Origin of the sequence: Chondromyces crocatus (assembly GCF_001189295.1) — a bacterium.
GTDB lineage: Bacteria > Myxococcota_A > Polyangia > Polyangiales > Polyangiaceae > Chondromyces > Chondromyces crocatus.
Window position 1 is genome coordinate 8561881 of record NZ_CP012159.1, and the last position, 20817, is coordinate 8582697.

A 20817-nucleotide genomic window follows, 5' to 3' on the forward strand; every position below is an offset into this window, starting at 1 on the left:
ACGGCCCAGCCCGTGCCAGACGTCCCCTGGCACGGGCCCTGTCGAGAGGTCGCAGCGTGGTGCGGGGGCTCGTCGACAGGCTGACGGAAAGACTTCACGCACCGCTCGGGAGCACCTGATGAAGTGGTCGAAGAGAGCGCGGCGCATCGCGCTCGGGGTCGTGATCGGAATCCTCGCCTCGGTGACGCTCCTCGTGCTGTTCATCGGCCCGCTGGTCCAGTCGATGATGACGCCGAGCACCGCGTTCGCGGCCACGACCCCGCCGCCGCCACCGGACTACGCGGACCCCGCGACCTGGAGCGCGCTGCCCGAGCGGGTCGACAGCGCCGACCGCGCACCGACGGGCGCCACGGCCATCGACCAGGCCAGCGCCGAGGTCGACGTCTTCTACCTCCACCCCACCTCGTACGTCGCCAACCAGTGGAACGGCCCCACGGACGACGCTGCGCTCAACGAGGCCACCGACCGGGTCGCCACGGGCATCCAGGCGTCCGCCTTCAATGGCTGCTGCGCCATCTACGCCCCGCGATACCGCCAGGCCAACGGGACGGCATTCTACAACCCCTCCGCCGACGGAGATCAGGCCATCGCCCTCGCATACGACGACGTCCGCCGCGCCTTTGCGGCATTCAACGCGAAGCGAGGCCCCGGACGCCCGTTCCTCCTTGCCGGCCACAGCCAGGGCTCGATCCTCGGCGAGCGGCTGCTCCGTGAAGAGATCGCTGGCAAACCGCTGCGGAACCAGCTCGTCGCCGCCTACCTGATCGGCGGTCGTGTGACGGTCGACGGCCTCCGCGAGGGTGCCCCCGACATCCCCCTCTGCCGCGCCGCCGACGACCTGCACTGCGTCGTCTCCTGGACCGCACGGAGCCCGACCTACGCCCCGACCTCCTTCGAACTCAGCTACCCCGACGGACGCGAGCGCGCCTGCACGAACCCCTTGTCCTGGCAGCTCGACGGTGCCCCCGTCCCCGCCGAGAAGAACCTGGGCGCCGTGTTCCTGGAGACCGACGATCACGCACCTCGTCCAGGCTTTGCCGATGCCCGGTGCGACAAGGGCACGCTGCTCGTCTCCCAGGTCGGGAACACGCCCCGCGATCTCCCGAGCCGCATCCTCGACCACGTGATGGGCGACGGGAACTACCACCCGATCGAGTTTCAGATCTTCTTCATGAGCCTGCGGCAGAACGCCATCGATCGCAGCACCGCGTTCCTCGCCGCACGCAAGAGACAGCCGCAGTAGCGCCCGCAGCGCGCGTCGTGAGGCTGGCTTGCCAGGAGCCTTCCCTCGCGTGGTCCCGCTGCGTCCTCGGGAAGGCGTCGCCCCTTCCCGTGCGCACCAGGCGAAGTCAGGTCCAGTGGCATCTCCTGGCAAGGGTCAGATCGCACGCGCCTTCTGAAACACCCGGGACCTGGGGCACGGCGCTGCGGCTCATCCCATCGACTTCAGACGCCCGGAGACCAGAGTTCGTCGAAGCCGCCCCACACAACGAGCACATCACGGAGCGCGGACTTCACATCACGCGCTCGTCATATGGCGTGGCTCAGGTGCTCGCAGACCCACCTGCCGGATGGAACCTGTCGCCGCACAGGAATCATGCCGCGTCCACATCAGGCGTCCGGATCAGCGTGGACAAGCCGCTCGGCCTGGTCGGGCGATCTCATTCTGTTTGAATGAAGCTCCAACCAGGAGAGTATGGCATCACTGAGTCGGCCCCCCTGAGCGCACGCGCGGACCCCCTGGCGATCGCAAATCGACGCGCGAAAGGCCCAATTTGCGTATTGCCGCGCCCTCCGGATCATTTGCCAGACCGCGCGCGTTTTTCCTCAGATCACGTGACTCAGCTCACGCTAGATTGAGTGCGCCAACGTTGGCGCTGTTGGTTTACCCTTCTGCCCTGGTGAGCGAAATGCGCGCGATTCGGGTGATGTGATGGGCGAGGCGGCGAAAAATCGACGGGGCACGGCCACGTACGCCGATCTCGAAGCTGTACCTCCGCACATGGTCGGGGAGATCATCGCGGGCACCCTCTTCATGTCGCCGCGCCCCGCCATGCCCCATGCGCTCGCGTCCTCCGCGCTGGGGGGGCTTCTGGTCCGGCCCTTTCAGTTCGGTCTCGATGGACCTGGCGGCTGGTGGCTCCTGTTCGAGCCCGAGCTCCACCTCGACAGCGACGTCCTGGTGCCGGACTTCGCCGGCTGGCGCCGCGAGCGGATGCCCAGGGTACCGGAGACGGCGGCGGTCTCGCTCCCCCCGGACTGGGTCTGCGAGGTCCTCTCCCCGAGCACGGCGACCGACGACCGCTTCGACAAGCTGCCGATCTACGCCCGCGAAGGCGTGACCTGGGTCTGGCTCATCGACCCCATCAAGCGCAGCCTCGAGGTCCAGCACCTTGGCCCTCGGAAGCGCTGGGAGGTCGAGCTGACGGTCAAGGGCGACGACGTCGTTCGAGCGGCGCCCTTCGATGCCATCGAGCTGCCGCTCTCCGTCCTGTGGGACGGGATGCTCCCGCAGCGCAGCGACGGCTGAACCAGCAAGGGCTCCATCGGAGCACGTCGGCCGGCCGGATTACAGAAGGGCTCGTTGATTGGCGCCCCTGCGCCTTCACCGCCGATACACCCACCGCCCGAGTCAGCGTCCCCTCCGGCGACCCTGGCGCCCCAGCAGAGGTCAGCGCTTGCCCTTTCAAAGGCGCCTACCCCTTTGCGCGCCTTCAGCGACTTTCCTTCAAAGGCGCCTACCCCTTTGCGCGCCTTCAGCGACTTTCCTTCAAAGGCGCCAAACCCTTTGCGCGCCTTCAGCGACTTTCCTTCAAAGGCGCCAAACCCTTTGCGCGCCCTCAGCGACTTTTCTTCAAAGGCGCCAAACCCTTTGCGCGCCTTCAGCGACTTTCCTTCAAAGGCGCCAAACCCTTTGCGCGCCCTCAGCGACTTTCCTTCAAAGGCGCCAAACCCTTTGCGCGCCTTCAGCGACTTTCCTTCAAAGGCGCCAAACCCTTTGCGCGCCTTCAGCGACTTTCCTTCAAAGGCGCCAAACCCTTTGCGCGCCCTCAGCGACCTTCACGCGACCGTCGCGCCCGACCTTCAGGATGGGCGCCGCATCACGGCCGACTCCTGAAAATCGAAAGCTTCCACACCAATGCGACGCCGGAAGCGATCCAGCAAACGACCACCTTATCCCACAAATCGCGAAAAATAATTCACTGGGCCGAGAAGAAGAATTCGCGCCACTCGTCGAACACGAGAACGCGGCGCGGCTGCGTCTCTTCTCCGCCTGAAACCGCCATGGGGGTGGGAACCGGGGCCGGAGAACTTCCCTGCAAGAACAACCAGAGGAATCTCATGCAACTGCCTTCCAAGACGGCGTCCAGCCAGGTCCATCTCGAGCATGCGGCGCACTTCATCAACACCGAGCAGGCTTGGCGCGAGGTCGAGGTCATCTCTCCGGAGCAGCGCACGCTGATCCAGGAGAGCGGCACCGTGGTCCGAGCGCGGACGAACACGCTGGCAGCACGGGTGTCGAGCAAGGTGCAAGCCGAGGCCGCGACGAGCAAGGCGCGATCCTCGTTCGGTGTGCGCGACATGGTGCTCGGGATGCGGCTGATGGCGTGTAGTGACGGGCTTCTCAATGGGCCGGCGCAGCGGGACCGGAGCCATACGCTGTACCGCACGGTGATGCTCGGGCGCACGGCGAGCGAGATCCGGAACATGCGGCCGCGCGAGGAGCCAGAGCTGGTCGATCGGGTGCGCACGCAGCTCGCGGAGGCGCCGGATTTCCCGGCGAAGGTGAGCCTGTTGGCCGATCTGGACGAGGCGCTGGAGCGGAGCGTCGCGGCACGGACCGCGCTCGATGCCGCGCTGAAGGTCGAGGCCATGGCCGGCGACACGGAGAAGGCGGCCCGGATCGAGCTGCGCAATGCCCTGGAGCATGCCTACGGGAGGTTGCGGTCGTCGTTCCCGGGGCAGCGGAGCTTCGTGGAGTCATTCTTTCTCCGCAGGGAGAAGAAGAAGAAGGCTGCGGACGAGGGGGTGGGGACGAAGCCCGGCCAGCCGATCCTGGGACGCTGATCGCGCTCCTCGATCTCGGCTTCAGCTGGCCGGATCGAGCACCGAGCCAGCACGCGATCGGGCGTCGAGGCGCCACGCGGTCGGTGCGAGGTCGGTGAGAGGCCGGTGAGAGGCCGGTGAGAGGCCGGTGAGAGGTCGGTGAATGGCGGGTCCCGGTCGCCTTCGGGCCGGGGCCCGTCGCTTCATCCACCGGGAGCCTGGTCGATGACGAGGTTCACCAGCCGGGCGATGGCGCTGTCGGGGGCGCCGGGTTCGAGGGCGCCGCTGAACGCCTCGTACACGCAGACGTCCTCCTTCGCGAGCTGCTGGAGGGCCTCGCGGGGGCCCAGGTAGAAGGCGCCCCGGAGCTGGAAGTAGGCGGGGAGCAGCTCGGCGAGGAGCGAGGCGCGTCGGTAATTTCCCTCGATCGAGCGCTCGGCGAGGCGCGCGAGCATCTTCTGACCCCACGCCTGGAGCGCCTCCCGCTCCCCCGGCGGCAGCGGGGCGGGTCCCTCTCGGAACACCTGCTGTGCGCGCTTCAGCAGCGCGGCGCCGAAGCCGTGGGCGTCGACGATCACGATCCCTTCGCGGATGCGGAGCAGGCCCGGGTCTTTCGTGACGTCGAGTGCGGCTTCGGGCTCGATCCAGGCGTCGATGGCGAGGCCTTCGATCGGACGGACGAGGCGCTCGGCGGCACCGTCTTTCCGGACGAGGAGCAGGTCATGGTCGCTGTCGGGGCGGCCTTCGCCGCGACCGCGTGAGCCGTAGAGGATGGCGGCGTGGCAGCCGTGCTGCTCGGCGAGGGCTTCGATGACGCGGCGCTCGTGGGGGGAGACGCGGTCGCTCGGCGCGACGGGCAGAGGTGCCGTGGCGCTCGGTCTCGGAGAGGAGGCTGGCGCGCTCGACGAAGGAGGGGTCGGGGGCATGGAGGCTCCGGTCGATCGGAAAAGCTGGGTGAGGGGTCGGGTCGAGGGAGGGTAATGCGGTGACCTGGTGAGGCGCCATCCGTCGGCAGGGGCGGCGCGGACGGGGGCGACCGCAAGGGAGGCCGACGCGCTCGCTCGACGCGAACCCAGGGGAGGTCTCTGGCGATGCGCTCGGCCAGCTCTACCGCGCGTCACGCTCGCAGGGGGGGCGGCGCGTGTGCTAGACCCGCGGCCCCCTTCCACCCCCCTCCACGAGCCAGCAGTTCCGCCATGATTCGCCTCGATTCCATCAGCAAGCAGCACGGGCGCCAGATCCTCTTTCTGGAGGCCAGCGCGGCGATCAACCGCGGCGAGAAGATCGGCCTGGTCGGGCCGAACGGCGCCGGCAAGACCACGATCTTCCGGCTCATCACCAAGGAGGAGGCCGCAGACGATGGGCAGGTCGCCGTCGATCGCGGGGTGAGCATCGGCTACTTCAGCCAGGATGTCGGCGAGATGAGCGGCAAGTCCGTGGTCGCCGCGACGCTCGACGGGGCAGGGCCGGTGTCCGAGGTGGCCGCGGAGCTTGCCGAGCTGGAGCTGGCGCTCGCGGACCCGGAGCGCATGGACGAGATGGAGCAGCTCGTGGAGCGCTTCGGTCACGTGCAGGCGCGCTACGAGGAGCTGGGCGGGTACGCGCTCGACGCGCGGGCACGCGAGATCCTGGCGGGCCTCGGGTTCGCGCAGGAGGTGATGGACGGAGACGTGGGGGCGCTGTCCGGCGGGTGGAAGATGCGCGTGGCGCTCGCGCGGATCCTGCTGATGCGGCCCGACGCGCTGCTGCTCGACGAGCCGACCAACCATCTGGATCTGGAGTCGATCCTGTGGCTGGAGGAGTACCTGAAGCAGTACGAAGGCGCGCTGCTCATGACGTCCCACGATCGGGAGTTCATGAACCGGATCGTCTCCAAGATCCTGGAGATCGACGGCGGCGAGCTGACGACGTACTCGGGCAACTACGACTTCTACGAGCGGCAGCGCGCGGTCAACGAGGCGCAGGCCGAGGCGCAGTACGAGCGGCAGCAGGCAATGCTGGCGAAGGAGATGCGCTTCATCGAGCGGTTCAAGGCGCAGGCGGCGAAGGCGGCGCAGGTGCAGTCGCGGGTGAAGAAGCTCGACAAGATCGAGAAGGTGGAAGAGCCGCGGCGAAGGCGGACGCTGACCTTCGACTTCCGCACGCCGCCCCGCTCGGGCGAGGACGTGGCGCGGGTGGAGGACGTCCACAAGGCGTACGGGTCGCGCACGATCTATGACGGGCTGGACCTCTTGATCCGGCGGCGCGAGCGCTGGTGCGTGATGGGGGCGAACGGGGCCGGGAAGTCGACGCTGCTCAAGCTGATCGCGGGGCACTCGCAACCCGACTCGGGGCGGGTCCACGTGGGGGGCAGCGTGAAGATGGCGTACTTCGCGCAGCACGCGATGGAGTTGCTCGATCCGACGCAGTCGGCGTGGGAGACGCTCTCGGGTGCGTTCCCGCTGGCGTCACCGGGCTCGCTGCGCACGCTGGCCGGGGTGTTCGGGTTCTCGGGCGACGACGTGGAGAAGCCTTGCCGCATCCTGTCCGGTGGGGAGAAGGCGCGGCTCGTGCTGGCGAAGATGCTCTACGATCCGCCGAACTTCCTGGTGCTCGACGAGCCGACCAACCACCTGGACATGGCGACGAAGGAGATGCTGATCAAGGCGCTCGCCGACTTCGAGGGGACGATGCTGTTCGTGTCCCACGATCGGCACTTCCTCGCGGCGCTGTCGAACCGGGTGCTGGAGCTGCTCCCCGAGGGCCCTCGGGTGTACGGGGGCGGGTACACGGAGTACGTGGCGCAGAGCGGGCACGAGGCGCCCGGGATGCGGGCCTGAGGAAACCTGGGGGGGTTCGCGCGACGGCCTGGTGGGGGCCGCGCATCCGAGCGACGGTCTGAAGGCTTGGGACCCGCGCTCCCGTCATGCGCCCACGCAGACGAATGTGGTCTTGGTTCTGGACGCCCGTGGACCCGGACCCAGCGGTCGACGCCGCTGCTCTCGCCGTTGCTCTGGGCATGGCTCTGATGCACGCGGCCGGAAACTTCGCCCGCTTCTCGATGCACCGACGTCAGGCCCGAAGCGGCGAGACATGCCAGATTTCCCGAGTGGATCGCGGGGTGGTGGGGCCCGACGAGCTTGGCTCGGCGGGGCGGCGGGGGCGCGTGCCCCTGCCGTGTGAATGAGGGGTGACGGTCGGACAGGGTTCGGCCCGAACGGCGTGCGATCGGGTCGCTGCGGCAGGTGTTGACACCTGCTGGCGTCCTCCACTAGCGTGATGTTGAAAGTTATTTTCATATCCAGGTGAGCAGCTCTGCGCTGGGATGCAGGGCGGGTGGCCTCGTACGGTTTCCCGCCTCACCGTGCATGAGCCGCTCCCTGCGTCACGTCACATCGAATCGAGGAACCCGTATGGGACTTCGCCGGAAGCCTTCTGATCTCACCGCCATCGCTGGACTCGCGTTCCTCATCGCCGCGCCTGCATGCGCCGCGATGGACAACCTCGATTACGGCAAGAATGAGCCGTCCGAGGTGACGGGCTCGGGAGGCACGGGCGCTGGCTCGGAAGGTGGGAGCGATGGCAGCGGTGGCGCTGGTGCCACGGGTGGCGCTGGTGGCAACGGCGGCGCGGGCGCCAGCACGTCGTCCTCGACGTCGACCGGCGCAGGCGCTGGGCCGGATGATTACGAGGACGAGGACGACGACGACGACGACGACGACGACGATGATCACGACGACGACGACGACGACGACGACGATGATCACGACGACGACGATGACGACGACGATGACGACGATGACGACGACGACCTAGAGATCCCGGGGCTGCCGGGGAGCGAGTGATCGAGAGGCCCTGAACGCCGCCACGTGCACGCGTGGCGGTCGTGGTCGTGGAATTCAAGATGCAGTGGTCGTCACTGGAGGGTGTGCTTTGTGCCACGCCCGGGCGAGCTTTTCTGTCTGGCTGCGTGATCGCGGCCTCGCTGCTTGCGCGCTCGGCGCAGGCGTCCTCCGGCCAGGAGACGACCGCGCAAGCGGCTCGCCCAGCGGCTCACGGCGACGGGGCGGTCGCTCGGGCATCCACCAGCGGCGCGGGCACCGACCGCACCGGCGCTGAGGGGGCTGCTCCAACCTCCCCCGGTGGCACCGCGGCGGTGGCAGCGCAGGAAGCGCCTTCGGGCAGCGCTTCGCCAGAGGCGACAGGTGCGACAGAGCAGGCTTCAGGAGGGGCCGCGGCGCAGAGCGAGCGTGACGCGGTGTCGGATCCGCAGGCGTTCTCCGGCAACACGACCGAGGCGCAGGCGGGCCCGCGGGACGCGAAGGCGGCGCAGACGGTGGCGCTCGATGCGGGCGCGCTGAAGGCCGAAGGGGTGTCGAGACCCGCGAGCAAGCCGTCCTGGTGGATCGGGTCCGGGTTGCAGATGGACACGGTGCTCCTGCCTGGCGGGGACGTGTGCGGGCGCGAGAGCCAGTCGTCGGGGCGCTATGCGTGCTTCCGAGGGGATCGGGAGCAGTACCTGGGCACGCCGGGCGGAGGTGCAGGCACGGACGCCGGGACGACGCTGGCGTACGGGACGACGCGGGTGCTGCTGCATGCAGAGCGCTCGGTGCTGGCGCGCCTGAGCGTGGGCGGGCGGCTGGGGCTCGCGTTCGGGGGCGGGCCGGCGGCACCGCAAGGAGCGGCGTTCATGCCGCTGCACATGGAGGTGCGGGGCTCGTACTGGATCCTGGGCGGGCTCGATGGCGATCAGCCGCTGAACCTGTTCGCGACGGTGCTCGGCGGGGTGGCGCAGATCGATGCGTCGCGGAAGGTGAGCGTGGAGGAGTGCCGGGCGGGAATGGGCGGCTGCACGCCGTCGGACAACGCGCAGCCCGGCGTGCCGAACCCGGATCGGCAGGAGCTGGATGCGTACGTGAAGCTCGGGCAGGGCTTCGCCGGGCTGGGCTTCGGGGCGATGTACCGCTTCCCGGGGCAGCACGCGGTGATGGCGGATCTGCGGGCCGTTCAGACCTTCCCGAGCCACGGGACGGCATTCTCTCTCTCGCTGTCGTATGTCGTCCGCGCGCCCTGATTCCCACGGCAGGGGCACGCGCCCCCGCCGCCCCGCCGAGCCAAGCTCGTCGGGGCCCCACCACCCCGCGATCCACTCGGGAAATCCGGCACGTTTCGCCGCTTCGGGCCTGACGTCGGTGCATCGAGAAGCGGGCGAAGTCTCCGGCCGGGTGCATGAGCTCCGGAGCGAGCGCACGCGCCGCCGCCGTGCGCCGGCCTCGGGGACGTCGACACGCACGCGGCGGGTCGCCGGCGCGCTGCTGCTGGCCGCCTTGCTCGGTGGCGGTGGGAGCGCCGTCAGCGCAGAGCCGGGCAATGCGGCGGGCGGTACGGCGGGCAGCGCGCCCGGCAATGCAGCGGGCAACGCGAACGGCGCGCGGCGCGGCAAGGCGGCCTCGGAGGGGGTATCGCTCGCAGATCTCACGGTGCGGGCGACGTCGGAGGTGTCGGCCTACACGGACGATACCGATGTCCACGTGCTGACGCCGACGGTCGGGGCGACGATCGAGAGCCCGACGGGCGGGTGGTCGGTCGGCGGTCGCTACCTGGTGGACGTGGTGACGGCGGCGTCCCCCGACATCATCGCGGCAGCGTCGCCTCCCTGGACGGAGGTGCGCCACGCGGGCTCGATCGATGGGTCCTACCAGTCAGGCGATTATCGGGTCGGTGGGCAAGGGTCGGTGTCCGTGGAGCCCGATTACCGCTCGCTATCAGCAGGGGTGCAGGGGTCCATCGACTTCGACGAGAAGAACTACACGCTGCTCCTGGCCTACGCCTTCCGGCACGACATCGCCGGGCGGGTGGGGACGCCGTTCGACGTGTTCGGGCGGGTGATGGTGCAGCACGCGCTGAGCTCTGGGCTGACGGTGGTGATCAACCCGTCGGCGGTGATGGCGTTCAACATCGACGCGATGCTGGAGCAGGGGAACCAGGCGAAGCCGTACCGCTACGTGCCGATCTTCGATCCGGCCGTGGCCGGGTCGGTGCGGGTGGGGGCGAGCGTGGCGGAGGTGAGCGCGATGCGGCTGCACGCGCGGCCGATCGAGGCGCTGCCGCTGCACCGGGAGCGGTTCGCGCTGACGGGGCGCCTGGCGTACCGGTTCTCGGGGGCGACGCTGCGGGTGGAGGAGCGGCTCTACGCGGACACCTGGGGCACGAAGGCGAGCACGACGGACCTGCGGTACATGTTCGACATCGGGCGGCGGGTGACGCTGTGGCCTCACGTGCGGATGCACGTGCAGACCGGGGCCGACTTCTGGGAGCGGGCCTACGGTGCGGTGCGCGGTGGCTCGGGCGCGCTGCTGATTCCAGGGCTCAGGACGGGGGACCGGGAGCTGGGGCCGTTGCAATCGCTGACGGGCGGCGGCGGGATGTCGCTGGCGCTGGGCTCGCACTGGTCGGCGAGCCTCCAGGTGGACGGCGTGTTCACGAACTACACGGACGCGATGTACATCTCGTACCGGCGGGCGCTGTTCGCGGCGCTCGGGGTGCAAGCGGTCTTCGACTGATCCCCGGGTCGAACCGCTGGAGGCGATGCCCGGCCTCTGGCCTTCGGCAGGTGAGCGACGGCCGCAGGCGCAGAGGTCAGGGGCGCGGCATCATGCTTTGCGGACGATCCAGCCGTTGAACAGGAACGCCTTGTAAAACAGGGTGACGTCCTCGAAGCCGGCTTCCTGGAGGAGTGCGACTTCGCGCTCGGGCGGGACGAGGGGGACGAGCTCGGTGACGCTGCGGGAGGCGTGCTCGGCCATCTCGACGGGGAGGCCCTGGTGGATGGGGTAGGCGCGGTAGAGGCGGAGCTGGTCCTCGAAGCTGGGCGCGGTCTTGTCGGCGCAGAAGTTGATCAGGATGAACGGGGCGCCCGGGGCGAGCCGCTCGTGGATGTGCCGGAGGGTGTCGAGGCGGCTGCCGTCGTCTGGAATGAAATGGAGGGTGAGGAAACAGGTGGCGGCGTCGAAGGGGCCCTCGGGCGCGTCCGGGATGTAGCCCTTCACCAGCTCCACGCGGTGGTCGAGGTGCAGGTCGCGGAGCTTGTCTTTGGCCTGCGAGAGCATGTTCTCGGAGGGGTCGATGCCGACGAAGGTCCAGTCGGGCGCGGCCTGTCCGAAGGCGGCCAGCTCGACGCCGCCGCCTGCGCCCAGCACCAGGATCTTGCCGCGCTCGCCGATGCGGTCGCGGAGGAGGATGGAGGCCAGGGTGTGGCTCAGCTCGTAGCCAGGGACGAAGCGGCGTGGGCCATCCTCGTAGCGCGTGATCTTGTCGCTGTGCTTGCCCAGGTTGAAGGCGTGCTTGGGGTCGTCGAAATCGAAGTGGTTCTTCATGTGCGCTCCAGGGAGGCTCTCTCTGTAGCGCTGGCTGGAGCGGGGGTGGATGGCGGGGTTTTCGGTGGAGGGGGCCTGGATTTCGGCCGAGACGCGAAAGCTTGGCCAGGCTCCTCTTCAGAAGCCCAGGTTCCAGCCGATCTCGGGGGAGAAGGCGGTGCCCGCGGACGGGAAGAAGCGGGTCACGCGGAGGCCGAGGGTGAAGCCCGTGGCGCGGGTGACGGCCCAGGTGACCGCAGCGCCACCGCCGACGAAGCCGGTGCCCGCGCGCTTGTAGGCGCTGAGGGTCTGGGTGGGCGGGTTGTCGAGCTGGCTGGTGGGGGGCGGGACGCTCTGGTCTTCGCGGATGAAGACGCGGTGCTCGGTGTCGACCTGGGCGACGCCGCCGGTGACGAAGAGGGACCAGCGGAGGCCCGCCAGACGAAAGGGGGAGGCGCCGAAGGTGTAGCCAGCGCGCAGCTCGCCGTGGAACGGGAGGAAGGACGCGCCGTCGGCGCCGCTCTCGCGGGGGCCGCCGCCGTGGAGCACGTAGCCGACGCGAACGCCGAAGGTGAGGTTTTCCAGGACGACGCGGTCGTAGCCGACGAGGAAGCGCGCGGTGGCCGGCTGGAGGACGGAGCCGACCTCGCCGCCGCGGCCGGGCTCGGGGGTGCCGTGGTACTGGGAGCCGCCGTGGCGAAAGCAGGCGTAGCCGCTCTCGAGCTGGCTCTGGCGGGAGCAGACGTCGGCGCCGGTGCCGAGGCCGAAGTCCTGCACGAGAGCGATGGAGAGCTGATTCTGCACGCGGGCGGGCAAGATCAGGTGCTGCACCTCGTAGGCGTGCATCGGGACCACGAGCGTCTCGTCGGCGCGCGCCTCGGCTCCGGCAGCGACGCCGAGGAGCGTCAGGAGGACCGTCGAGAGCGCGCGAAGACCTGGGATTCGAGCGTCAGTTGCAGCCACAGCCGCTCTCTGCGCCGACGGAGCCGCCGGTGGCGCCCTCGTGGACGGCCTGCATGTGCGACTCCCCCGGCCCGTGCGAGGGGCCGATCGACATGGTGGGGTGCGCGAGACGCGCCCGGTCGTACGGGGCGACGTGGGTGCAGGCGGCGAGCAGGTGGAGGGCGGCGAGCAGAGGAACCAGGGGGTGCCGTGCGAGGCGTCGTGCGGTCGCGATCATGACGATGGAAACGCTGTCTTCAGAACGCGTAGGTCAGGTGGATGTTGTTGAAGTGGCGCTGGTCGGGCACGACGGCGTCCCCGGGGACGGCGCCTTTCTCGAAGTCGAAGACCATCCAGGGACCAGGGGGCTCGCCCTCGGCCGAGTTGTCTTCGGTGAACTCGACGTAGATGCGGTAAGCGCCCTCGGGGGCGACGCCGCCTTCGCTGTTCGTGCCGTTCCAGTACGACTCGTGCGCGACGTGCGCGCCGCGGGTGGCGCGCGTCACGGCGTCGACCAGGCTGTGGCCCTTGGACGCAGCACGCCACTTGACGAGGTGCTTAGCGCGCTTGGCAGCCCAGACCTCCAGGGTCTTCACGAAGTTGTCCTGCGCGTCGGTGATCCAGACGGCGCCGATGTTGTCGGGCGCGTATTCACCGCGGTTGGACAGGGTGGTGAACTCGAGGGTGAGGCCTCCGCTCGGGGTTGGCGGGGGTTCGTCGCTCCCTCCAGCGCCCCCGGGGCCTGTGCTACCAGGGTCGGGCGGTGCGCCCCCTTCACCGATCTGGTGAGACGCCCAGAAGGCCGGATCGCTGCTGGTCGCAGGAGCACAGCCGAGGGCGAGGACGGGGAGGAGGAGGCTCGGGGCGGCGCTTCGCAGGCTGCTCCAGAGATCAGGGCGGGTCGTTGACGGAGCCAAGGTCGTCCGGTAGTCTGAAGTTGAATTTCGTTTTCATCCTACGAGACACGCGGTCACGTGACAAGCACCAAGGTGGCCCCCGGTGCGTGCCGGGGAGCGATGAGAAGCATCCAGGTTCTTCTGAGCGCAGGCGCGGCGATGGCGCTCCTGGGCTGCACGGACCCGCTGAAAGAAGCGGCGATCATCGAGCTGGGCGGTGAGGATCCGGCGATCCCGGCGGGGCCGCTGCACCGCGCGGGGCAACCTTGCTTGCTGTGCCACGATGGTGGGGTGACGACGCCGTTCTCGGTGGCGGGGACGATCCACCGGCTGGCCGACGCGCCCGTCGCTGCGGGCGGGGTGGTGGTGAGCCTGGTCGACAAGCGCGGGGTGACGTTCGAGGCGGCGACGAACTGCGCGGGGAACTTCTTCGTGCGGCCCGGGGACTTCACGCCGGAGTACCCGATGTGGGTGACGATCGAGCGCGGTGAGTGGCGTCAGGAGATGGAGTCGCCCGTGAACGGGGACGGTTCGTGCGCGACGTGCCACACGAGCGAGACGGGAACGCGCTCGGCCGGGCAGGTGTACATCTTGCCGTTCGAGCTGGGGCCAGAGGAAGCGGGCTGTCCATGAGGGGCGGTCGGGTGGCCCTGGAGCGCAGGAGAAGGGTCGTGACGGGCGTGGCGAGGGTCGTGGCGAGGGCAGCGGTCTTCGTGGTGGGCGCCTCGACGCTGGTGGCGTGCGCGCCGATGGAGGAGCACGCGGGGGCGCCGCTGGTACCGCCGATGGAGCCGTTCCCGATGGTGTCGGATGCGCTGGAGTACCGCTGCGCGACGCTGGATTGCCACGGGAAGCCGGAGCGGAACCTGCGGCTCTACGGGAGCAGCGGGCTGCGGCTCGCGCCCGACGGAGCGACGGGATCGGGGACGACGACGGACGCGGAGTACGCGGCGAACTACGACTCGGTGGTGGGGCTGGAGCCAGAGATCTTGAGCCGCGTGGTCGAGGAGGGAGGCTGGCTCCCCGATCGGCTGACGCTGGTGCGCAAGGGGCGCGGGACGGAGTACCACAAGGGGAACGCGGTGCTCGTGCCCGGGGACGACGCGGACCGGTGCTTGACGAGCTGGCTGGCTTCAGCGGTGGACGAGGCAGCGTGCGAGCGCGCGAAGGAGATGGTGCGCCCGGGCGGAGAGACCGAAGAGCCCTGAGGCGGGTGGTCAGGCTTTCTTCGGGAGGTGCCGGAGAGAGCGGCTGAGCTGCTTGTGGTAGCGCTTGGTCTCGGCGCGGGCGCGGGCGTCGTGGCGCTCGCGGAGGTGGCGGCCTTCGGCTTCGAGCTTGCGGAAGCCCTGGAGGCGATCCTCGGCGAGGGCGCCTTCGTCGATGGCGCGGGCGACGGCGCAGCCGGGCTCGCCGGCGTGGGTGCAGTCGCGGAAGCGGCAGGCTTCGGCGAGGGTGTCGATGTCGCCGAAGCCGGCGGGGCCGTCGTCGGTCATGCGCCAGGGCTCCAGCTCGCGGATGCCCGGGGTGTCGACGAGGAGGCCTCCTCCCGGGAGCAGGAAGAGTTCGCGGCCAGTGGTGGTGTGGCGGCCGCGCTCGTCGCTGTCGCGGATGGGCAGGGCGCGCTGGATCTGCGCGCCGAGGAGGCCGTTGACGAGGGTGGATTTGCCGACGCCGGAGGAGCCGACGAGGGCAACGGTTTCGCCGTCGTGGAGCGGCTCGCGGAGGGCGTCGAGGCCCTCGCCGAGCAGGGCGCTGACGAGGATCGTGGGCGCCGCAGGGGCGACCGCGCGGACGGCGTCGAGGAAGGGGGCGGGGTCGTCGCAGAGATCGGCCTTGCTCAGGACGAAGACGGGGCGGGCGCCGCCATCGAGCACGACGGCGAGGTAGCGCTCCAGGCGGCGCGCGTTGAAGTCGCCGTTGAGCGAGGTGACGATCATGACGGTGTCGATGTTGGCGGCGAGGACCTGGGCCTCGACCTTTCGTCCAGCGCCCTTGCGGAGGAGGCAGGTGCGGCGGTCGAAGCGGTGGACGATGAGGCCTTCTCCATCCGGGCGGAGGCCGACCCAGTCGCCGACGGTGGGCAGCTCGGCCGGGTCGTCGGTGTGATGGAGCAGGCGGCCGCTGAGGGTGGCGCGCCGAGGGCCGTGCTCGCCGAGCACGTGGTAGGTGCCGCCGCCACCAGCGGCGATGCGAGCAGGTTGGAGGGGCTCCGCGAGGGTTGCCCGCTGCTGCTCGAAGAAGGGGTTCCAACCGAGCCGTTCGAGCGGGACGCTCGCGGAGGCTGTGGCCTGGGGTGCAATCGCGTGTTCGGACGCGGAAAGAGGTCCGGGAGCCGAGGGGTGTTCGGAGGCAGTCGACGAGAGAGTCAGAGACGGATCGAGAGTGCCGGTGAGACGAGATGACATTGAACGCAAGCTCCGAGCGCTGACGTGCCTGTCGGCACGGCGTTGCAGGCATGAGCGGTCGGCAAAGCCGACACGCCGCGGACCAGGCCTCGGGAAAACCGAGGTCGGAGCCCGTCCAGGCATGCTCGGACGCGGGCCCGCGCAACCAGCAGGAGGCCGGTTCAGCGCGGGGAGTTCACTGGCAGAGCGCGCGTCGCGCCCCCGGGATCGGGGAGCGGTACGGCGTCAGCAGCGCAGGCTCGCGGCAACGAGGACGGGCGCAGAGCGGCTGGGAAGTCTGGCGGCAATCATCTTCTTGGCTCTGATCCTCTCTCGCTCGTCGGAGCGCCATCGCTGGATGCGACAGCGCAAGGTTGCGCCGTCCGCGTGAAGACGTCAACACCCCCCCGCTGGACAGGGCGCCGTGGACGCGCAGGGCGCTGTCTGACGGAGACGAACAGGGCACCATTTTGCCGGGATGAGCGTGGCGCGGCTGGCTTGTCGGGGGAGGCGCAGCAGACTCGTGGCTGGCGACCAAGAGGGCAGCGCCAGGTGGAAGGGATGGAGCCGTACGGGATGGCAAAGGGCGAGATGGCTGGCTTTCTGGAGATCGACGGGCGACGGGTGGAGGTGGCACGGTTCGGGCGTCAGGGCGGGACGACGCTGGTGTTCCTTCACGAGGGGCTGGGTTGCGCGGCGGCATGGCGTGACTTCCCGGCAGCGCTCGCGGAGGCGACGGGCTGCGCGGCGCTGGTGTACAGCCGCTTCGGGTACGGTCGCTCTTCACCAGCTCCCCTCCCCCGCCCTGCTTCGTTCATGCACGAGGAGGCGCACCGCTTCTTGCCCGCCGTGCTCGATGCGGCGGGGGTGAAGGATGCGCTGCTCGTGGGGCACTCGGACGGGGCATCGATCGCGCTGCTCCACGCAGCCGAGGAGCAGGTGCGGGTGCGAGGGCTCTTGCTGGAGGCGCCGCACGTGTTCGTGGAGCCAGTGTGCGTCGAGGCGATCGCGGTGCTCCAGGCGGCGTACCCCGGCAGCAAGCTGCAGGAGAAGCTGGCGCAGCGCCACGACGATGCCGACGCGATGGTGGGGGGGTGGACCGAGGTGTGGCTCAGTCAGGCGTTCCGCTCGTGGAACATCGAGTCGGTGCTGCCATCCGTGCGAGCGCCGGTGCTGGTGATCCAGGGGAGCGCCGACGAGTACGGGACCCTGGCGCAGGTGGAGGCGGTCTGCTCCCAGGTCGGTGGTCCTTCCGAGCGGTTGATCCTGGACGGTGTGGGACACGCACCGCACCGGGATCGGCCGGGGGAGGTGCTGGCGGAGATGGCGGCGTTCGTGCGACGCGTGCTGCGCGCACCGAGCTGATGTTTCCAGGGACGATCGAACGACGACGGACCGAACGCGTCGGCATGGCTGTGGGTGCGTAGGCGATGTCGTGCGTCGCGATCGCCGGAACGACACGCTGGGCCGCGGGTGCCCTCGGCTCGGCGAGGATGGTAGGCTCGCCCTCGGATGGAGATGGATCCGGACGACGAGCTGGCCACGGAGCGGATCGGCACGCAGATTGGTCCCTGGACCGTGGAGCGGCTGATCGGCGTGGGCAGCATGGCGAGCGTGTTCGTCGGTCGCCACGGGGACGGCTGGACGGCCGCGCTGAAGGTGCTGCACCCGCACCTCTCGAAGCACGACGAGCTGCGGAAGCGGTTCTTGCGGGAGGGGCCGATCGGGAGCGCGCTCGCCGCGTTCGGGCCGCTCTGCGAGGGGCTGCCGTACGTGCTGGAGTCGGGGATCACCGGCGATGGGACGGCGTACCTGGCGCTGGAACTGCTCGAGGGCGAGACGCTGTTCGATCGCATGGCCCGGATGGGCGTGCTGCCCGTCGAGGAGGTGCTGGCGCTCGCGGACAAGGTGCTGGACGTGCTCGTGGTGGCGCACGCGCACGGGGTGGTGCACCGCGATTTGAAGCCGGAGAACCTGCACCTCGGACACGATGGGCGGCTGAAGGTGCTCGACTTCGGGATCGCCAGGGCGATGGACGCGCTGCTGGAGGGGGTGGCGGAGCTGCCCGAGAAGACGGTGACGCGGACGGGGGTGGCGCTTGGGAGCTGCGAGTACATGGCGCCAGAGCAAGCCCTGGGCGACGTGAACGAGGTCGACGGGAGGACGGATCTGTTCGGGCTGGGGGCGACGATGTACCGGCTGCTGTCGGGCCTCTGGATTCACGGGGACGCGGAGGGGGCGATGCTGCTCATCGCCGCGGCGACACAGCAGGCGCCGCCACTCGCGTCGGTCGCGCCAGCACTGCCGCCGTCGGTGTGCGCGGTGGTGGACCGGGCGCTGGCGTTCGCGAAGGGGGAGCGGTACCCGGACGCGGCGACGATGCGGGCCGACATCCGGGCGCTGCGCGCAGGGCGGGCGCCGGTCTACGTGCTGGCGGTGGCGCAGGGTCAGGTGCGGGCCGGCGATCGGTTGCCCGTCCGCTGACGCTGGGCGCGGGCGCGCCGGCGAGGAGGGCGCCCGGTCAGCGGGTGTAGAGGCGGTGGATGAACTCGATCAGGATCCGATCGCGGATGCTGGGCGGGATGGCGTTCATCAGGTTGTTGATGACGTCCATGCGGGTGGGCATGGTCGAGCCGTCGGAGCCGATCATCGAGGCGAGCTGATCGAAGAGGTCCGGCGGGGGGTTCTCGAAGAGGGCGAGGAGCGGCTCCGGGAGCTCGGGCGCAGCGGGAGGGGCCTCGCGGGCGCTGCGCTGGGCGACGGCCTCGCGAAGGTCGGTGAGGAAAGCGTCGACGTTCGCGGCGTTGCCGGCGCCGACCGAGAGGTGGATGTTCTGAGGGCAGCTCGAGAAGCCGAACTGCGGCTGGATGTACCAGCCCCGCTCCTTCATGTCCTCGGCGAGGGCGAAGATGTCGACGGTGCGGCTCGCGAAGGAGAGCATGTTCATGCGCGGGTCGCCGAGGACGTCGATGCCCGGGATGGCGCGCAGGCCTTCGCGGAGGCGCTCGGAGGCGTCCTGCGTCTTGCGCACCAGGTCGAGGTAGCCCTTCTCCCCGAGGTGGTGGAGGATCGCCCAGCACGCGGCGATGGGGCCCCCGGACTTCGACGAGAGCACGGTGGGGTTGATGATGGTGTACCCGATCCAGCCGGACCACGCGAAGATCTGGTGCTTCCGGAGGTCGCCGTCCTTGTAGAGGATCGCCGAGGCGCCCTTGGCGGCGTAGCCGTACTTGTGGAAGTCGAGCGAGAGCTGGGTGACACCAGGGACCGAGAGATCGTAGTCCGGGATGTCGTGGCCGAGCTTGCGGGCGAACGGGAGGTACATGCCGCCGACGCAGCAGTCGACGTGGAAGAGGACGCCGCGGCGCAGGGCGATCTCGCCGAGCTCGCGGATGGGGTCGATGACGCCGAGCGCGTACGAGGGCGCAGAGCCGACGATCATGATCGTGTTCGGTGTGATCGCCGCATCCATGGCGGCGGGATCGGCGCGGAAGGTGCTCGGGTCGACGGGGACGACCACGGGCTTCACGTCGAAGTAGGCGCACGCCTTGAAGAAGGCGGGGTGGGTGGTCTCGGGGAGGACGAGCTCGGGGGCCACGATCTCCGGGCGGTTCTTGCGGGCGTGATCCCGGGCGGTCTTGACGGAGAGGAGGATGCTCTCGGTGCCGCCCGAGGTCATGCTGCCCTTCGCCTTGGGGCCGCCGTTCATGAGGTCGATGGCGGCGGCGATGACGTCGCGTTCCATCTCGAGGACGGAGGGGAACGAGGTGGGGTCGAGGCCGTTCTCCGTCAGAAACAGCGCGTTCGCTTCCTTGACGAGGCGCATCGCCTCGGGTCCGGCGTCGTAGATGTAAGCGAAGACGCGGCCCTCGGCCCAGGGGACGTCGTGGGTCTTCTTCTTCTCCAGTTCGGCTAGCAGGTCCGTGCGAGAGCGGCCCTCGGCAGGAAAGGACATGGGTTCAACTTCTCCGATCCGTGCGCTCCGAGGGGGCCCGTGACAGTCAGGGGGGACTGGCGAGATCCCTCAGGAAATCGAACAACAGGGCGCGCACGATGTCCGGCTTCGCCGGCTGCGTCCAGTGCTCACCGCGCGGCGTCGTCGGGCAGCGCCACACGGAGTCCTTCGACGAGCGGTCGAGGGTCTTTCTCCAGGCGGGAGCGCAGGGAGCGCGACATCTCCACGTGCAAGAAGGTGGCGCGGCGGCGTGTGCTCACGGCGGCCTGCACATTCGTCGTACCGCCGAGTTTGTCGATCTCGGTCGGGTAGGTGCGGATCTCGACCGACGTGAGGTGCTCTCGCAGACGTGCGGCGATGGGGGCGACGTCGAGCTTGGTCCGCGACGGGCTGAGCACCATGTCGACCCCCGGGGCGGATTCGTCCTTGAAGCCGTGGAGCTGGAGGGTCAGGAAGCGCGGGTCCACGTCGAGCAAGGCTTCATGCGCGCTGCCGAAATGCGACATCGGGATGTGGGCGACGTCGGAGGCGCTGCCCCCGGCCTCGTCGTCGCCAGGGGGTTTGTGGTTCGTGGCGGCGTAGCGGTGGACGGTGTTGATGAGCAGGGCGCGCGCCTTCAGGCCCTCGAAGGCGGCGATGCCGATGGGCAGGGTGCCGCCGTCGTAGAACGTGTGGGGAGCCTCGACGACGAGCCGCCTCGCCGGGCCGACGCGGAGGAGAAGCGCACCCGCGCCACGTCGCTGGTCGTCGCGCTCGACCACGGCGAGAAGATCGCCACGCCCGAGCAGCGGCTTCACCTCGAAGCCAGGTGGGAGGCGGCCGACTTCTCGAGCGATGGTGTCCGCCGGAGGCGCTGCGGGGTCGCTCACGCGGCGCACGAGGGCGGCGATGAACACGCCATAGGTCCGCGTCTCGGCAGGGTCCGGTGGGACGAACTTCAGGTCGCGCCCACCGCCGCGCCGCACGAGCCGGAACAGGTGCTCGATGGGTGCGAGGTCGGAGCCCGGACGAGCAGGACTGGCCGAGGCGTCCGAGGGCGCCGGCTCGCTCGTCGGTGAGGCAGAAGCCGCACTGGTGGACGAGACGGAAGGGTCGCTCGTGGACAGGGGGTGCGCGCCCCCCTGGAGGCTGCTTGAGGAGGGCGGGCCACTCGGCGGGGAGGCACCGCTGCCCGCACCCCCGCAGCGGCAGCCCCCACTTCCGATCACGAGCGCCAGTCCCAGGCCAGCGACGCCAAGGCGCGCCATCGGTGCCTCTCC

General features: G+C 69.7%; 19 protein-coding genes. 11 read left to right on the forward strand and 8 right to left on the reverse strand.

What is annotated here, in order from left to right:
- The first annotated feature begins 118 nt into the window (after positions 1-118).
- The 3 genes from CMC5_RS30825 to CMC5_RS30835 all read left to right on the forward strand — a co-directional run bounded on the left by CMC5_RS30825 (position 119) and on the right by CMC5_RS30835 (position 4068).
- Positions 119-1243, forward strand: a complete 1125-nt coding sequence (locus tag CMC5_RS30825; RefSeq protein WP_050433748.1) for a DUF3089 domain-containing protein — start codon at positions 119-121, stop codon at positions 1241-1243.
- Between the two features lie 690 nt (positions 1244-1933).
- Complete coding sequence (locus CMC5_RS30830) at positions 1934-2530, forward strand: Uma2 family endonuclease (protein WP_050433749.1); 597 nt, start codon at positions 1934-1936, stop codon at positions 2528-2530.
- Positions 2531-3342: 812 nt separating this feature from the next.
- Positions 3343-4068: a hypothetical protein gene (locus tag CMC5_RS30835; protein WP_156338984.1), complete on the forward strand. Its 726-nt coding sequence runs from the start codon at positions 3343-3345 to the stop codon at positions 4066-4068.
- A 182-nt stretch (positions 4069-4250) separates the two neighbouring features.
- Here the strand turns inward: CMC5_RS30835 and CMC5_RS30840 are convergent, their stop codons facing one another.
- The gene (locus tag CMC5_RS30840; RefSeq protein WP_050433751.1) at positions 4251-4973 is read right to left on the reverse strand and encodes a nucleotidyltransferase domain-containing protein; all 723 of its coding nucleotides are present in this window, start codon (positions 4971-4973) and stop codon (positions 4251-4253) included.
- A gap of 270 nt (positions 4974-5243) precedes the next feature.
- On the opposite strand from CMC5_RS30840, the gene CMC5_RS30845 reads away from it, so the two are divergent.
- The 4 genes from CMC5_RS30845 (at position 5244) to CMC5_RS30860 (ending at position 10589) form a co-directional block, all read left to right on the forward strand.
- Entirely contained in the window at positions 5244-6866 is a 1623-nt protein-coding gene (locus CMC5_RS30845; protein ID WP_050433752.1) for an ABC-F family ATP-binding cassette domain-containing protein, read from the forward strand.
- Between the two features lie 573 nt (positions 6867-7439).
- Positions 7440-7871 carry a hypothetical protein gene (locus tag CMC5_RS46680; RefSeq protein WP_050433753.1) on the forward strand — a complete coding sequence of 144 codons (432 nt, stop codon included), beginning with the start codon at positions 7440-7442 and terminating at the stop codon, positions 7869-7871.
- Between the two features lie 125 nt (positions 7872-7996).
- On the forward strand, positions 7997-9100 hold the full coding sequence (locus CMC5_RS30855) for a hypothetical protein (RefSeq protein WP_156338985.1): 1104 nt from the start codon (positions 7997-7999) through the stop codon (positions 9098-9100).
- 151 nt (positions 9101-9251) lie between these two features.
- Positions 9252-10589 carry a DUF3570 domain-containing protein gene (locus CMC5_RS30860; RefSeq protein WP_050433755.1) on the forward strand — a complete coding sequence of 446 codons (1338 nt, stop codon included), beginning with the start codon at positions 9252-9254 and terminating at the stop codon, positions 10587-10589.
- 90 nt (positions 10590-10679) lie between these two features.
- Here the strand turns inward: CMC5_RS30860 and CMC5_RS30865 are convergent, their stop codons facing one another.
- The 4 genes from CMC5_RS30865 to CMC5_RS48705 all read right to left on the reverse strand — a co-directional run bounded on the left by CMC5_RS30865 (position 10680) and on the right by CMC5_RS48705 (position 13240).
- Positions 10680-11402, reverse strand: a complete 723-nt coding sequence (locus CMC5_RS30865) for a class I SAM-dependent methyltransferase (RefSeq protein ID WP_050433756.1) — start codon at positions 11400-11402, stop codon at positions 10680-10682.
- A 117-nt stretch (positions 11403-11519) separates the two neighbouring features.
- Positions 11520-12344, reverse strand: a complete 825-nt coding sequence (locus CMC5_RS30870; RefSeq protein WP_050433757.1) for a hypothetical protein — start codon at positions 12342-12344, stop codon at positions 11520-11522.
- On the reverse strand, positions 12331-12561 hold the full coding sequence (locus CMC5_RS30875) for a DUF4266 domain-containing protein (protein ID WP_050433758.1): 231 nt from the start codon (positions 12559-12561) through the stop codon (positions 12331-12333). The genes CMC5_RS30870 and CMC5_RS30875 overlap by 14 nt, the downstream gene beginning before the upstream one ends.
- A gap of 19 nt (positions 12562-12580) precedes the next feature.
- Positions 12581-13240, reverse strand: coding sequence for a DUF2271 domain-containing protein (locus CMC5_RS48705; RefSeq protein ID WP_050433759.1), 660 nt, complete (start codon positions 13238-13240; stop codon positions 12581-12583).
- A 99-nt stretch (positions 13241-13339) separates the two neighbouring features.
- Between CMC5_RS48705 and CMC5_RS30885 the strand changes: the two genes are divergently transcribed.
- Both CMC5_RS30885 and CMC5_RS30890 read left to right on the forward strand, forming a co-directional pair.
- A complete protein-coding gene (locus CMC5_RS30885) occupies positions 13340-13852 on the forward strand; it encodes a hypothetical protein (protein ID WP_156338986.1) in 513 nt (170 codons plus the stop codon).
- A gap of 38 nt (positions 13853-13890) precedes the next feature.
- Positions 13891-14427, forward strand: coding sequence for a hypothetical protein (locus CMC5_RS30890; protein WP_050433761.1), 537 nt, complete (start codon positions 13891-13893; stop codon positions 14425-14427).
- A gap of 9 nt (positions 14428-14436) precedes the next feature.
- On the opposite strand, the gene rsgA is transcribed toward CMC5_RS30890, so the two are convergent.
- A complete protein-coding gene (rsgA, locus tag CMC5_RS30895; protein ID WP_050433762.1) occupies positions 14437-15624 on the reverse strand; it encodes a ribosome small subunit-dependent GTPase A in 1188 nt (395 codons plus the stop codon).
- 555 nt (positions 15625-16179) lie between these two features.
- Between rsgA and CMC5_RS30900 the strand changes: the two genes are divergently transcribed.
- Entirely contained in the window at positions 16180-16968 is a 789-nt protein-coding gene (locus tag CMC5_RS30900) for an alpha/beta fold hydrolase (protein WP_156338987.1), read from the forward strand.
- A gap of 147 nt (positions 16969-17115) precedes the next feature.
- Complete coding sequence (locus tag CMC5_RS30905) at positions 17116-18087, forward strand: serine/threonine-protein kinase (protein ID WP_245677850.1); 972 nt, start codon at positions 17116-17118, stop codon at positions 18085-18087.
- A gap of 37 nt (positions 18088-18124) precedes the next feature.
- Here CMC5_RS30905 and CMC5_RS30910 read toward each other — a convergent pair whose 3' ends face one another.
- Positions 18125-19558 carry a pyridoxal phosphate-dependent decarboxylase family protein gene (locus tag CMC5_RS30910; protein WP_050433764.1) on the reverse strand — a complete coding sequence of 478 codons (1434 nt, stop codon included), beginning with the start codon at positions 19556-19558 and terminating at the stop codon, positions 18125-18127.
- Between the two features lie 128 nt (positions 19559-19686).
- Complete coding sequence (locus CMC5_RS30915; protein WP_050433765.1) at positions 19687-20805, reverse strand: hypothetical protein; 1119 nt, start codon at positions 20803-20805, stop codon at positions 19687-19689.
- Positions 20806-20817 lie beyond the last annotated feature (12 nt).

Excerpts from the sequence above, each read along its gene's own strand:
- CMC5_RS30825 (WP_050433748.1), top strand. The coding sequence starts at position 119 with ATGAAGTGGTCGAAGAGAGCGCGGCGCATCGCGCTCGGGGTCGTGATC.
- CMC5_RS30830 (WP_050433749.1), top strand. The coding sequence starts at position 1,934 with ATGGGCGAGGCGGCGAAAAATCGACGGGGCACGGCCACGTACGCCGAT.
- CMC5_RS30835 (WP_156338984.1), top strand. The coding sequence starts at position 3,343 with ATGCAACTGCCTTCCAAGACGGCGTCCAGCCAGGTCCATCTCGAGCAT.
- CMC5_RS30840 (WP_050433751.1), bottom strand. The coding sequence starts at position 4,973 with ATGCCCCCGACCCCTCCTTCGTCGAGCGCGCCAGCCTCCTCTCCGAGA.
- CMC5_RS30845 (WP_050433752.1), top strand. The coding sequence starts at position 5,244 with ATGATTCGCCTCGATTCCATCAGCAAGCAGCACGGGCGCCAGATCCTC.
- CMC5_RS46680 (WP_050433753.1), top strand. The coding sequence starts at position 7,440 with ATGGGACTTCGCCGGAAGCCTTCTGATCTCACCGCCATCGCTGGACTC.
- CMC5_RS30865 (WP_050433756.1), bottom strand. The coding sequence starts at position 11,402 with ATGAAGAACCACTTCGATTTCGACGACCCCAAGCACGCCTTCAACCTG.
- CMC5_RS30875 (WP_050433758.1), bottom strand. The coding sequence starts at position 12,561 with ATGATCGCGACCGCACGACGCCTCGCACGGCACCCCCTGGTTCCTCTG.
- CMC5_RS30885 (WP_156338986.1), top strand. The coding sequence starts at position 13,340 with ATGAGAAGCATCCAGGTTCTTCTGAGCGCAGGCGCGGCGATGGCGCTC.
- rsgA (WP_050433762.1), bottom strand. The coding sequence starts at position 15,624 with ATGTCATCTCGTCTCACCGGCACTCTCGATCCGTCTCTGACTCTCTCG.
- CMC5_RS30900 (WP_156338987.1), top strand. The coding sequence starts at position 16,180 with ATGGCAAAGGGCGAGATGGCTGGCTTTCTGGAGATCGACGGGCGACGG.
- CMC5_RS30905 (WP_245677850.1), top strand. The coding sequence starts at position 17,116 with ATGGAGATGGATCCGGACGACGAGCTGGCCACGGAGCGGATCGGCACG.
- CMC5_RS30910 (WP_050433764.1), bottom strand. The coding sequence starts at position 19,558 with ATGTCCTTTCCTGCCGAGGGCCGCTCTCGCACGGACCTGCTAGCCGAA.
- CMC5_RS30915 (WP_050433765.1), bottom strand. The coding sequence starts at position 20,805 with ATGGCGCGCCTTGGCGTCGCTGGCCTGGGACTGGCGCTCGTGATCGGA.